We start from the raw sequence: 12,446 nt of genomic DNA on the forward strand, positions 1-12,446 counted from the left end.
CCTATCGGCGCCGATGATCCTCGGCACCACCACGACCGCCGTCGGCGCAGAATCGCACGTCGACAACCCGTACGCAGGCGCGACGCAGTACGTCAACGCAGACTGGACTGCCAACGTCGTCGCCGAGGCAGCGGCCGTGGAAGCCACGGACCCGACCCTCGCCCAGCAGATGCTCTCCATCAAGAGCACACCCACCGCCGTCTGGATGGACCGTATCGGCGCCATCGAGGGCAACGTCGACGGCCCCGGCCTCAAGCACCACCTCGACGCCGCGGTCGCCCAGAAGTCGGGCAGCACCCCGATCGTCCTCAACGTCGTCATCTACGACCTCCCCGGCCGCGACTGCTACGCGCTCGCGTCCAACGGCGAGCTCCCGGCGACCGACGCGGGCCTCGAGCGCTACAAGACCGAGTACATCGACGAGATCGCCGACCTCCTGGACAACCCGGAGTACGCGGGGATCCGCATCGCGGCAACGGTCGAGCCCGACTCGCTGCCGAACCTCACGACCAACCTCAGCGAACCTGCCTGCCAGCAGTCAGCGCCCTACTACCGGGCAGGCGTGGCATACGCGCTCGACAAGCTGCACGCCATCCCGAACGTCTACACCTACGTCGATGCCGCCCACTCGGGATGGCTCGGATGGGACACCAACTCGGTCGGCGCCGTCCAGACCTTCGTCGAGGTCGCACAGTCGACCATCGCGGGCTTCGCGTCGATCGACGGGTTCGTGACCAACACCGCGAACTCCACGCCGCTCTCTGAGCCGTTCCTCACCGACTCCTCAGCCAGCATCAACGGCATGCCGATCCGCTCGGCGAAGTACTACGAGTGGAACTTCAGCTTCGACGAGGCCGACTGGACGGCCGACCTCTACAACCAGCTCGTCGCAGCAGGCTTCCCGGCAACGACCGGGATGCTCATCGACACCTCCCGCAACGGCTGGGGCGGCGACGCTCGACCCACCGCGGTGAGCACGTCGACCGACCTCAACACCTATGTCAACGAGTCACGCATCGACCGCCGCATCCACCGCGGCGCCTGGTGCAACCCGGCCGGCGCCGGACTCGGTGAGCGCCCCGTCGCATCGCCTTCCGGCTACACCGCCTCGCACCTCGACGCGTTCGTCTGGATCAAGCCTCCGGGCGAGTCTGACGGGTCCTCTACGGAGATCCCCAACGACGAGGGCAAGGGCTTCGACCGCATGTGCGACCCGACCTACGTGGCCGCCAAGCTCGGCAACCAGCTCACCGGGGCACTCCCCGGAGCGCCGGTCTCCGGCAAGTGGTTCTCGACTCAGTTCCAGCAGCTCGTCGCCAACGCCTACCCGGTGATCCCCGCCGACGGCACCGTCGACCCGACGCCGGACCCGACCACGGACCCGACGACCGACCCGACCACGGACCCGACGACGGATCCCACCACGGACCCGACGACGGATCCCACGACGGACCCGGCTGACACGAGCTCGCCGACCGTCCCGGCAGGCCTGACGGCCGGGACCACCACCACGTCGAGCATCCCGCTGACCTGGACCGCCTCGACCGACAACGTCGCCGTCACCGGCTACGACGTCTACCAGGGCACCGTGAAGATCGCCTCGACCACGACGCCCAGCTACACCGTCACCGGACTGACCGCTGACACCGCCTACACCTTCTCCGTCCGCGCCAAGGACGCAGCAGCCAACGTCTCCGCAGCCAGCGCAGCCGTCACCGCCAGCACCAAGGCAGCCACCACCACACCCGCCGGAGCCTGCAAGGTCACCTACTCGACCAACGACTGGAACACCGGCTTCACCGGCTCGGCGAAGATCACCAACACCTCCAGCACCGCACTGAGCGCCTGGACCCTGGCCTTCACCTTCCCCGCCGGACAGCAGATCAGCCAGGGATGGTCAGCCATCTTCACCCAGACCGGAACCACCGTCAGCGCCGCCAACCAGGCCTGGAACGGAACCCTCGCCGCCGGAGCCTCCGTCGACATCGGCTTCAACGCCACCCACACCGGCACCAACACAGCACCCAGCACCTTCACCCTCAACGGCACCACCTGCAGCTAGCACCACCCGCACTACCCGCACGACCACGCGAGCCCGTGCCTCTCGATCCTCGAGAGGCGCGGGCGACCGTGGTCCCCCACCGACCTTGGAGGATCCCGTGCTCCCGCAGCCGACCCGTCCGCTCTTTGCTTCAGCCCTCCGGCACGCCGGCGCCGTCGCCCTCACGACGACGCTCGTCGCAGTGCCCCTGACTCTCGCTCTCCCCGCCCAGGCGGGACCGGCCCACGCCGCCCTGACGTCCGACGAGACCGACTGGCTCCACGTCGAGGGAAACCAGATCGTCGACGAGAACGGCAAGTCGGTCTGGATGACCGGCGTGAACTGGTTCGGCTTCAACGCCAGCGAGCGCGTGTTCCACGGACTGTGGTCCGGAAACATCACCAGCATCACGAAGTCGATGGCCGACCGCGGCATCAACCTCGTGCGCGTGCCGATCTCTAGCGAGCTCCTCCTCGAGTGGCGCAACGGCGAGACGATCATGCCGAACGTCAACACCTACGCGAACCCTGAGCTCGCCGGCCTGAACAACCTCGAGATCTTCGACTACTGGCTCGACCTCTGCGAGCAGAACGGCCTCAAGGTCGTCCTCGACGCCCACAGCGCCGAAGCCGACAACTCCGGCCACGTCTACCCGATGTGGTACAAAGACGCCATCACGACCGAGGACGTCTACCTGGGCTGGGAGTGGTTTGCGGACCGCTACAAGAACAACGACACGGTCATCGGTGCGGACCTCGAGAACGAGCCGCACGGGACGCAGGGCGCCACCGAGCGGGCCAAGTGGGACGACTCGACCGACATCGACAACTTCAAGTACTTTGCCGAGACCGCAGCCTCACGCATCCTCGCGAAGAACCCGAACCTCCTCATCCTCGTCGAGGGCATCGAGATCTACCCGAAGGAAGGCGTCGAGTGGACGTCGACCGGCCTGACCGACTACTACACCAACTGGTGGGGCGGAAACCTCCGCGGTGTCGCTGAGCACCCGATCGACCTCGGCGAGCACCAGGACCAGCTCGTCTACTCCCCGCACGACTACGGGCCCCTCGTCTACCAGCAGCCGTGGTTCGAGGGCACGGACTGGGACCGCGAGTCGCTCGAGAGGGACGTGTGGGACCCGAACTGGCTGTACATCCACAAACAGGACATCGCTCCGCTGCTCATCGGTGAGTGGGGCGGCTTCCTCGACGACGGACCGAACGAGAAGTGGATGGTCGCGCTCCGCGACCTCATCGCCGAGAACCGGCTGCACCACACGTTCTGGGTCCTCAACCCGAACTCGGGCGACACGGGCGGTCTCCTCACCAACGACTGGGCGACGTGGGACGAGGAGAAGTACGACATCCTCGAGCCCGCCCTGTGGTCGCAGGACGGCTCGTTCGTCAGCCTCGACCACGAGGTCCCGCTCGGCGGCGCCGGGTCGACGACCGGCATCAGCCTCTCCGAAGCGGTCGGTGGCACGGTCACCGAGCCGACTGATCCCCCGACGGAGCCCTCGACCGACACCGTCGCGCCGAGCACCCCGACCGCTCTCGCGGCGGGAACGACCACGACGTCGACCGTGCCGCTCACCTGGACGGCGTCCACCGACGCGGTCGGAGTCACCGGCTACGACGTCTACCAGGGCTCGGTGAAGGTCGCGAGCAGCACGACGCCGAAGTACACGGTGACCGGCCTCGCGCCGGCGACCGAGTACACGTTCTCGGTCCGGGCGAAGGACGCCGCCGGCAACGTCTCTGCAGCGTCGACCTCCGTCACGGCGACGACCGCCGCGGCAACCACGCCTGCCGGCACCTGCACCGTCGCCTACTCGGCCAACAGCTGGGTCGACGGCTTCACCGGAACCCTCAAGGTCACGAACACCGGCACCGCGGCACTCAGTGCGTGGACGCTCGGATTCACGTTCGCTGACGGCCAGAAGGTGACGAACGGCTGGAGCGGCATCTACAGCCAGACCGGGGCCGACGTCACGGTCGCCAACCAGTCCTGGAACGGGACGCTCCAGGCGGGCGCCACCATCGAGATCGGTTTCAACGGCTCCCACACCGGGACCAACACCGTCCCGTCGCAGTTCACGCTCAATGGCGCGGTGTGCTCCACGAGCTGATCCCAGCACCAAGCGAGCGACGTCCACGCCCGCGGTCGTCTCGCTGAAGCACCACCTCTCCGGGCAGAGAGACGAACCATCCGTGCACGAGCCTCCACGCTCGTGCACGGATGGTTCTGTCGTTGTCGGGGAGACGATCGCGCCGACGGGCACGGCCGACGAGCGGGCGCCCAGCCCTGCTGGTAGCGTCACGGCCCGTGACCGATCACCTCAGCGCCCCCACGTTCGTCGCGCACGCTGGCGGCGCTGTCGTGTCCCGTCGGATCCTCGACGGGACCGGCAGCATCAAGTGGCTCTTGCGCGAAGAACCGGCTCACCCTGCAGACAGCGGGTGGAGGTTCCTGTCCGCGATCGATGACGACGAGTACGCACGCGACCCTGCCAACATGGTGGCGCTCGACTTCGCGACGGTCGCAGCCATCGAGCCTGCGGTCTTCAGCATCTACCACCTCCCGGTCGGCAGCGACCTCCAGCTCGTCGTCGAGAACGGTGGACGGCACTTCCTCGACAACATCACCGGTGTCGAGCTCCTGCACCCGGCTCAGGGCGACGACCAGCCGTCGTAGGCTCCGCCCCTGCGCCGACCAGCGCTAGGACGCGATGCGCACCGGCTCCGGAGCGAGCGGCTCGTGAGGATAGTGCGCCGACCGCTCCTGGAACGCGAGGATCGCAGGGTTGACGACGACCCCGTCGCGCACCTCGATCGCACGCGAGATGGTCTCGTCCATCGCCCAGGCCGACGGCCCGCCGAGGACGGCTCCGAGAAACGGCAGGAGCGCTTCGCTGATCTCCCACGTCGCGGCATTCCACAGGTAGGACGGGCTGTGGTCGACCGCGTAGTACGAGATGTGGTCGCCGACCTCGACCATCGGGTCGGCGAACGTCGTCGGGCGCGCCCAGCTAAAACCCATACCTTCGTCGCACGAGACGTCCACGATGAGGCTGCCGGGGCGGAACGCCCCGAGGTCTCTCTCGTCCAGGTAGGTCAGAGGTGCGTTCGGGTCCTGGAGCGTGCAGTTGACGACGATGTCGCTGCGAGCGAGGAACGGGGCGATCGGGACCCTGCCGTCGTCGGTGGTCACGTGGCTGAGGAACGGCGCGTCGTCGTCGTGGTCGAACTGTGCCATCTGTGCGGAGTGGATCGGGGACCCCACCGCGGCGACGTCCCGATGGGTGAGCACCCGGACGTCGTGAACGCCGACAGCCTTGAGCGCCGTGACGGCACCGCGGGCGGTCGCTCCGAAGCCGATGACCACGGCGGTGAGCCGACGTCCGTAGTCGCCTGTCGCCCCGCAGAGCTGGAGCGCATGGAGCACCGAGCAGTACCCGGCGAGCTCGTTGTTCTTGTGGAAGACGTGGAGGCAGAATCCCCCGTCGCTCGTCCAGTGGTTCATGGCCTCGAACGCGATGAGCGTGAGGCGCTTGTCGATCGCGATCTGTGTGATCTCGCGGTCCTGGACGCAGTGCGGCCAGCCCCAGAGCGTCTGTCCGTCTCGCAGCTGGGCGAGGTCCTGCGCCTGCGGCTTCGGCAGAAGGATGATGTCTGAGCCCGCGATCACCTCGGAGCGCTCCGCGACCCGGCCGACGAACGGGGCGAGCTGAGCGTCGCTCATCCCGAACTGTTCTCCGTACCCGGTCTCGAGGGTGATCCGCCGTGCGAGCCCGGGATCGATCCGGTCGAGGTGCGACGGGTGGATGGGCAGCCTGCGCTCGTCGACCTTGCTCGAGGTACCCATGATCCCGAGCGTCAGACCAGTGCTGGCGCTCACGGGGCACACTCGATCAAAGAGATCGTGAAACAGTGGTCAGGGCGGCGGTGCTGCGAGGACCGGACGGTCATCTCTACTCCCTCAGGCGGCGCCGAAAAGGCACCATTCCTTCAAGAATACGTCATAAAACTACAAGGACGGCGTCAGTCCCGGTCGCCGCGGAGGAACGAGTAGAACCGGATCACGCCGACTCCCAGGATGAAGAAGATCATCCCGAGGGCAAGCTGTGCGGTGATCTCGGCGCCGCTCATCGCGCGCACCTGCAGCCCGTGCGTGCCGAACGGATGTGGTGAGCGGCCGTGCCGACCATGGTGGACTCCGTGGTGTCGATGTACCGAAGACGGTGCTGGTGGCGCGGTGTTGCGCCACCCTAGACATCGACACCTACCGACGGAACGTGAGCCTTCACGTACCACTGTTCAGCAGAGTTTCTCAATTCACCCGAAACTTCTCGACCAGACCGGCCGCCAGTCGTCCGTCAGGCTCGTCGTCCGGTCAGCGGACCAGCGCTTGCACGATGAGGATCCCGAGCGCCGCGGCCGCGACAGCGAGCACAGCTGTTCCGAGGACATTGAGCACAGCCCGGCGGGTCTCCCCCGCCTGAACCAGCCTGACGGTGTCGACCATCGCTGTCGAGAAGGTCGTGTAACCACCGCAGAACCCGGTGCCGCACGCGAGGAGCACGGTGGGCCCCAGGCCCCCGAACAACGCGGCCCCGGTGAGGATCCCGAGGAGCAGCGAGCCGGAGACGTTGATGAGGACGGTCGCGAGCGGGAACGCGCCGCGCGTGCGGCTCCGGACGAGCCCGTCGACGACGAAACGCGTGGCGGCACCGACCCCGCCCATGACTGCCACGAGAACGATCGTCACGACGCCTCCGCACGAGAGGCTCGGTCGGCTTTCCGACGCTGACGAGCGGCCGCCAGGACGACGCCTCCGAGGCAGGCACCCAGGCCGAGGACGAGGCTGGCCGCCACATACACCAGCCCTTGCCCGACAGCGCCGTCCGCGAGGTGCCGCTCGGTCTCGACCGCGAGGGTGGAGAAGGTCGTGAAGCCGCCGAGGAATCCTGTCCCGGCACCGAGCCGGACCTGCCGGACGCCCAGGGTCTCGGTGCCGCGGCGCACGAGGGTCTCGAGCAGCAGCCCGAGAAGGAACGCCCCGGTGACGTTCGCGACGAGCGTGGCGACCGGCCAGCCGTCGTGCGGGGGGACAGCCGTGATGAGGAGGTAGCGCGCTGCGGTCCCGAGCGCACCGCCCGCAGCGACGAGCAGCACGAGCGCGGGATCGAGATGGACAGGTCGCGCCACCGGACCACCCTTCTCACGTCGAGGCCGCTCGCGCAGCAGAACAGAGACCAGCGTAGACGTGTCGAGGCTCCCCGGGCTCAGCCCAGCGGCACCCGGAGCTCGTCGCTCAGTGCTCGTTCGGAGCTCGATCCGACAGGAACGACGAGCTCGACGGCGAGACCCCCGACCGGCACGGAGAACACCCGCGTCCCCTCGAAGCGCTCGTCGTCACGGACCGTCGTTCCCCCGCACCGCTCGAGGAGCAGGATCGTGTGCCCTACCGAGTGCTCAGGACGTCGCGACCGCGTCACCCAGTGACGCCTGCGGAGCACGTGCAGCTCGTTCTCGCTCGCGCACACGATCGCCGCGTGGAGCGTCGAGGGAAGGATCAGATCGAGGAACCGGGCTGCCCCCTGCCTGCCACGCGGCGTGACCGTCCGTCGAGCGTGGAACCCGAGCACACGGACGTCTGGTTCGGCTCGCACGAGGGCGTGCTGCGCCGTGACGAGCCCGACGTCGCGCTCACCGAGATCGAGCAGCCCGAGAGCCGCACGGTGGATGCTGGTCTGTCCAGGCGTTTCGTGGGGCACCGCACCGTCAGTGGCGGCTCCGTGCCCTGCGCTGGTCGTCGAGACTCCGAGGGCGAGCCCGCGCAGCGTCGCGACGAGCGTCTCGATGATCCCCTCGGACGCGGCGTTGTACTTGAGCGTGAGGGCTGGTCTCGGACCGTCGGTGGACGAGACCCCGGGCACCGGTGTCCTGCTCGCGCCTCCGGCCGTGAAGAGCGTCAGCCACCCGTCGAGGAGATCAGCCCCGTAGTCGATGGCCGCGACCTGCGAGTGCTCGACCGTCAAGAGGTCGTAGCCCTTGGCGGAGCGGCTGAGGAGCTCGATCTTGTCCGGGTCCACCACGACGAGGTGGTCGTAGAGGTCCATCTCCGGGGTCGCGTCGCGGCGTGTGATCTGTCGCGGCACCTTGAGGACCATGACGGCACGCTCAAGGTCCAGCGGATGGTTCCTGTAGAGCGGCGGAACGAGGTCGAGCGAGTCGACCGGGACGACCCACGGGCCGAAAGCGTCATACTCGGCGGATCTCATATTTTGGATGATACGCCCGCTCACCATCGACGGCGCGGGCACCTTCCCGGTTGCCAGCACCACAGGGCGGGGCCAGCGTCCGGTTCGGCCCCGCCCCCCTGAGTGCCTGGTGCTCAGCTGTGCCGGTTGCCCAGCAGCGTGATGCTCAGCCGGCTGAGCCGGAGGTCGTGCCGCTCGCGTCGGCACTGTCCGCAGCCCCTGCCCCCGGACCGCCGTGCCCTCGACCGGCACCGTCGCCACGTCCGCCTCTGCCGGTGGCTGCGGTGACCGTCGCGAGGTCGGCTGAGACCTGGTAGACGACCCGGTCGTCGCCCGACGTCCCGACCGCCCGGTAGGAGCCGTCAGCAGCCAGCCGGACCTCGGTGATGTCCGCGTCCGCGTCTTCGGCTGCGACTGCAGCGATGACCGCGTCGGCGTCGTCACCCGTCACGACCGTGGCGGCCGACCTGCCCTCACCATCAGCGGACCCACCCCGACCAGCACCCTCGGGGCGCTCGCCCCTGCCGGTGGCTGCGGTGACCGTCGCGAGGTCGGCTGAGACCTGGTAGACGACCCGGTCGTCGCCCGACGTCCCGACCGCCCGGTAGGAGCCGTCAGGAGCCAGCCGAACCTCGGTGATGTCCGCGTCCGCGTCTTCGGCTGCGACTGCAGCGATGACCGCGTCGGCGTCGTCACCCGTCACGACCGTGCCGGATAGTCCACGCGTGGCCGAGTCCGAGCCTGCGGCCGCGCGACCGCTCGCGTGGTTCTCCACGGACGGGGTCGCGGGATCCGTGGCTGCCGCCGCCAGGCTCGCACCACCGATGGAGAGTGCCGCCACGACGGCTGCGGTCGTGGCTATCGTGCCCATACGTCGTCTGAACATGCGTTCCTCCTCGAGTACCCGGCGCTCGTCGCCGAGATACTTCGACCCTGTTCCTCGAACATGTGATTCGTCTGCGAGCAACCTGGCGCGATGCTGTGAGTGACCCATATGTCCCTCTTCGACAGCAGGAACGTCGGGACAGCACCGACGATCTCGCGGGTCTCGGCGGTTGTGCAGGCCCGGCGGAGGCTGCGCCGTGCTCGCCTAGGCGAGGGAGAGGAAGAGCTTCTCGAGCTTCTGGACGTCGAGAGCCTGGGTGTCTCCGTCGGACTCGACGAGACACTGACGCATCCCGGAGGCGATGATCGCGAAGCCTGCCTTGTCGAGCGCGCTCGAGACGGCGGACAGCTGCATGACGACCTCCTCGCAGTCACGTCCCTCGTCGAGCATGCGCACCACGCCGGCCAGCTGGCCTTGCGCGCGCTTGAGCCGGTTGATGACCTTCGTCATCTCGGTTCGGTCGAGCTCCATCGTCCTGCCTCTCTTCGGGCCGTCGCGCACTGCGCGGCCGTTGGCCAACGATACCCCCCACGGTACCTCCGCGGAGGCGGAACAGGTCAGCACCGCCAGGGACCTTCGTCCCCTGTGCGGCCCAGGACGGCACGGGACGGCCACACCTTTCCTCACGACGACCGGTGCCGGAGGAGGCCCGCAGACGACGAAGCCTCCTGGGTGTCCCAGGAGGCTTCGTCGTCGGTGCTGCTAGACGAAGAGCGTGCCGTTCGACTCGGAGGCGTCACCGAGGAAGGTCGCCACACCGCCCAGCTCCACGCCGTCGATGAGGTCCTCGGCTGCGATCCCGAGCAGGTCCATCGTCATGGTGCACCCGACGAGCCTGACTCCTCCGGCCTGCGCAGACGCGATGAGCTCCGGAAGGCTCGGCACGTGGTTGTCCTTCATGATCTTCTTCATCATCGCGGTCCCACCACCGAGGAGGTTCATCGTCGAGAGCTTCATCGCCCCCGGGCCCGACGGCATGAGGGCACCCATCATCCGCACCATGGGGGCGCGACGCACCTTGGGCGGGTCCTGACGGCGCAACGCGTTGAGCCCCCAGAAGGTGAAGAACATCGACACCTCTTCGCCCATCGCGACCGCGCCGTTGGCGATGATGAACGCAGCAAGGACCTTGTCGAGGTCACCGGAGAAGACGACGAGGGACTTCTTGTCCTTCGTCGGTCTCCCCGCGGCGGCGAGGCCGACAGGTGCGTGGCCGCCGCCCTTGCGGATCCGGGCAGCGAACCCAGGTCCTTCTGGAGTCATCGACACGACCTCGTGGCCGTTCTTCAGCGCCCACGCGGGCGCGTCCAGCCGGAACCCTGGGTCGGAGACGTGGGCGAGGACCTCGTCGCCGGGAGCGAGCCCGGCGATCGTCTGCTGGAGCTTCATGATCGGTCCAGGGCACGCCAGCCCCGCACAGTCGAGGTCGACGAGCACGCCGCTCCCCTGCGCGGCGGTCTCGTGGGCGGCTGGCTCGTGAGCGCTCTCCGTGTAGGAGATGACGGGCTCGGTCGAGTCGACCCCGGTCGGCGCGATGTCGTGGAAAGCGCGGAACGTCGTCATGCCGCCCGACAGCGTCGCCACGTCGGTGAAGCCGCGCTGGACGAGCGCACGGTACGCGAGGTAGCTCCGGAAGCCGACCGCGCAGTAGAGACGGATCGGCGTCGTCCGGTCCCAGGTCTCCTGAGCCTCTCGGATCGTCTTGAGCGGGACGTTCTCGGCACCTGGCAGGTGCCACAGCTCGAACTCGTCAGGTCCGCGGACGTCGATGATCCTGGCACCGTCGGTCGCGTCGGGGTAGTCCCCCGCGTACCAGAGCTCAAGGTCGCCCAAGAGGACGTTCGACGCGATGAATCCCGCCATGTTCACGGGGTCCTTCGCCGAGCCGAACGGCGGTGCGTACGCGAGCTCGAGAGCTTCGAGGTCGAAGACCGTCATGCCGCCGCGCAGGGCGGTGGCGAGCACGTCGAGCCGCTTGTCCACACCGTCGAATCCCGCGACCTGGGCACCGAGAAGCGCCCCGTCGGTCGGCGAGAAGAGGATCTTCACGTGCATCATCGCTGTGCCCGGGTAGTACCCGGCGTGCCCGTGCGGGTGGGCCGAGACGGTCCGGAACGGGACCCCGGACGCGATGAGCTGCTTCTCCGACGCTCCGGTGGCACCGGCGACCATGTCGAAGATCTTGACGACCGAGGTCCCCTGCGTGGACTCGTACACCGTGTCCCGACCGCAGATGTTCTCTGCCGCGACCCGGCCCTGCCGGTTCGCGGGGCCGGCGAGCGGGATGAGCCAGGTGCCCGGCAAGACGGTGTGAGGCACCTCGACGGCGTCGCCCGCTGCCCAGATGGACGGGTCGGACGTGCGCATGTGCTGGTCGACGGTGATGCCGCCCCGTGGGCCGAGGTCGAGACCGGCCGCAGCCGCGAGCTCGGTGCTCGGGCGCACACCGGCTGCCATGATGACGAGATCGGTGTCGATGACCGTCGAGCTGCGCAGCTCGACGCGCACCCGTCCGTCCGGGCGGGGGGAGAACGCTGCGGCAGCCGTGCCGAGGTGGAGGCCGATCCCGTGGGCACGAAGGTAGTTCTCCACGGACGTCGTCATCTCGCGGTCGAGCGGCGGGAGGATCTGCCCTGCCATCTCGACGACCTCGACGGTCACGCCGCGGTGGTGGAGGTTCTCGGCCATCTCGAGACCGATATATCCGGCACCGATGACGACAGCGTGCTTGATGCCACCGACGCGGTCTGGGCCGCCTGAGCCGTCGACGGCGCGCTTGATGACGTCCATGTCGCCGATGCGGCGCAGCACGTGGATCGCGGGCAGATCGATCCCAGGCAGGTCTGGGCGCAGGGGGGCCGCGCCGGGTGCGAGCGCGAGCGCGTCGTACGGTTCGTCGTACTCCTCGCCGGACTCGACGACGCGCACGTGGACGGTCTTCGCCGCACGGTCGATGGCCAGGACCTCGACCCCGTTGCGCACGTCGATGTCGAGCGAGTCACGCAGGCTCTCCGGGGTCTGCAGGACGAGGCGCTCGCGCTCCTTGATCGTCTCGCCGATGTGGTACGGGAGACCACAGTTGGCGAACGACACGTGCTGCCCTCGTTCGAAGACAACGATCTCGGCATGCTCGTCGAGGCGACGCGCACGGGCTGCGACAGACATGCCGGCAGCGACTCCTCCGACGACGACGATCTTCTTCACGAGTATTCCGATCTCTTGAACCAGCAGGGCGTCTTCCACGCTATCCGGCGACC

The 12,446-nt window shown here is 68.3% G+C and carries 10 protein-coding genes; 3 read left to right on the forward strand and 7 right to left on the reverse strand.

Annotation, left to right across the window (positions count from 1 at the left end):
- The first annotated feature begins 13 nt into the window (after positions 1–13).
- The 3 genes from ATL42_RS08500 to ATL42_RS08510 all read left to right on the forward strand — a co-directional run bounded on the left by ATL42_RS08500 (position 14) and on the right by ATL42_RS08510 (position 4,735).
- A complete protein-coding gene (locus tag ATL42_RS08500) occupies positions 14–2,062 on the forward strand; it encodes a glycoside hydrolase family 6 protein (RefSeq protein ID WP_143556799.1) in 2,049 nt (682 codons plus the stop codon).
- Between the two features lie 97 nt (positions 2,063–2,159).
- Positions 2,160–4,169 (forward strand): cellulase family glycosylhydrolase, encoded by a 2,010-nt coding sequence (locus ATL42_RS08505; RefSeq protein WP_098454976.1) that lies wholly within the window; start codon positions 2,160–2,162, stop codon positions 4,167–4,169.
- Positions 4,170–4,366: 197 nt separating this feature from the next.
- Positions 4,367–4,735 carry a DUF2185 domain-containing protein gene (locus ATL42_RS08510; RefSeq protein WP_098454977.1) on the forward strand — a complete coding sequence of 123 codons (369 nt, stop codon included), beginning with the start codon at positions 4,367–4,369 and terminating at the stop codon, positions 4,733–4,735.
- Positions 4,736–4,759: 24 nt separating this feature from the next.
- Here ATL42_RS08510 and ATL42_RS08515 read toward each other — a convergent pair whose 3' ends face one another.
- The 7 genes from ATL42_RS08515 to ATL42_RS08545 all read right to left on the reverse strand — a co-directional run bounded on the left by ATL42_RS08515 (position 4,760) and on the right by ATL42_RS08545 (position 12,432).
- Positions 4,760–5,938: a N(5)-(carboxyethyl)ornithine synthase gene (locus tag ATL42_RS08515; protein ID WP_098454978.1), complete on the reverse strand. Its 1,179-nt coding sequence runs from the start codon at positions 5,936–5,938 to the stop codon at positions 4,760–4,762.
- Between the two features lie 495 nt (positions 5,939–6,433).
- Complete coding sequence (gene crcB / locus ATL42_RS08520) at positions 6,434–6,808, reverse strand: fluoride efflux transporter CrcB (protein WP_245862332.1); 375 nt, start codon at positions 6,806–6,808, stop codon at positions 6,434–6,436.
- The gene (locus ATL42_RS08525; protein ID WP_098454979.1) at positions 6,805–7,248 is read right to left on the reverse strand and encodes a fluoride efflux transporter FluC; all 444 of its coding nucleotides are present in this window, start codon (positions 7,246–7,248) and stop codon (positions 6,805–6,807) included. The genes crcB and ATL42_RS08525 overlap by 4 nt, the downstream gene beginning before the upstream one ends.
- A gap of 77 nt (positions 7,249–7,325) precedes the next feature.
- Positions 7,326–8,324, reverse strand: a complete 999-nt coding sequence (locus ATL42_RS08530) for a hypothetical protein (RefSeq protein WP_098454980.1) — start codon at positions 8,322–8,324, stop codon at positions 7,326–7,328.
- A 145-nt stretch (positions 8,325–8,469) separates the two neighbouring features.
- Positions 8,470–9,189, reverse strand: a complete 720-nt coding sequence (locus ATL42_RS08535) for a hypothetical protein (RefSeq protein WP_143556722.1) — start codon at positions 9,187–9,189, stop codon at positions 8,470–8,472.
- A gap of 204 nt (positions 9,190–9,393) precedes the next feature.
- The gene (locus tag ATL42_RS08540) at positions 9,394–9,660 is read right to left on the reverse strand and encodes a metal-sensitive transcriptional regulator (RefSeq protein ID WP_098454982.1); all 267 of its coding nucleotides are present in this window, start codon (positions 9,658–9,660) and stop codon (positions 9,394–9,396) included.
- Between the two features lie 231 nt (positions 9,661–9,891).
- On the reverse strand, positions 9,892–12,432 hold the full coding sequence (locus ATL42_RS08545) for an FAD-dependent oxidoreductase (RefSeq protein WP_245862335.1): 2,541 nt from the start codon (positions 12,430–12,432) through the stop codon (positions 9,892–9,894).
- Positions 12,433–12,446: the final 14 nt, after the last annotated feature.

It is taken from the genome of Sanguibacter antarcticus (genome assembly GCF_002564005.1).
Taxonomy (GTDB): domain Bacteria; phylum Actinomycetota; class Actinomycetes; order Actinomycetales; family Cellulomonadaceae; genus Sanguibacter; species Sanguibacter antarcticus.

Excerpts from the sequence above, each read along its gene's own strand:
- ATL42_RS08500 (WP_143556799.1), top strand. The coding sequence starts at position 14 with ATGATCCTCGGCACCACCACGACCGCCGTCGGCGCAGAATCGCACGTC.
- ATL42_RS08530 (WP_098454980.1), bottom strand. The coding sequence starts at position 8,324 with ATGAGATCCGCCGAGTATGACGCTTTCGGCCCGTGGGTCGTCCCGGTC.
- ATL42_RS08535 (WP_143556722.1), bottom strand. The coding sequence starts at position 9,189 with ATGTTCAGACGACGTATGGGCACGATAGCCACGACCGCAGCCGTCGTG.
- ATL42_RS08540 (WP_098454982.1), bottom strand. The coding sequence starts at position 9,660 with ATGGAGCTCGACCGAACCGAGATGACGAAGGTCATCAACCGGCTCAAG.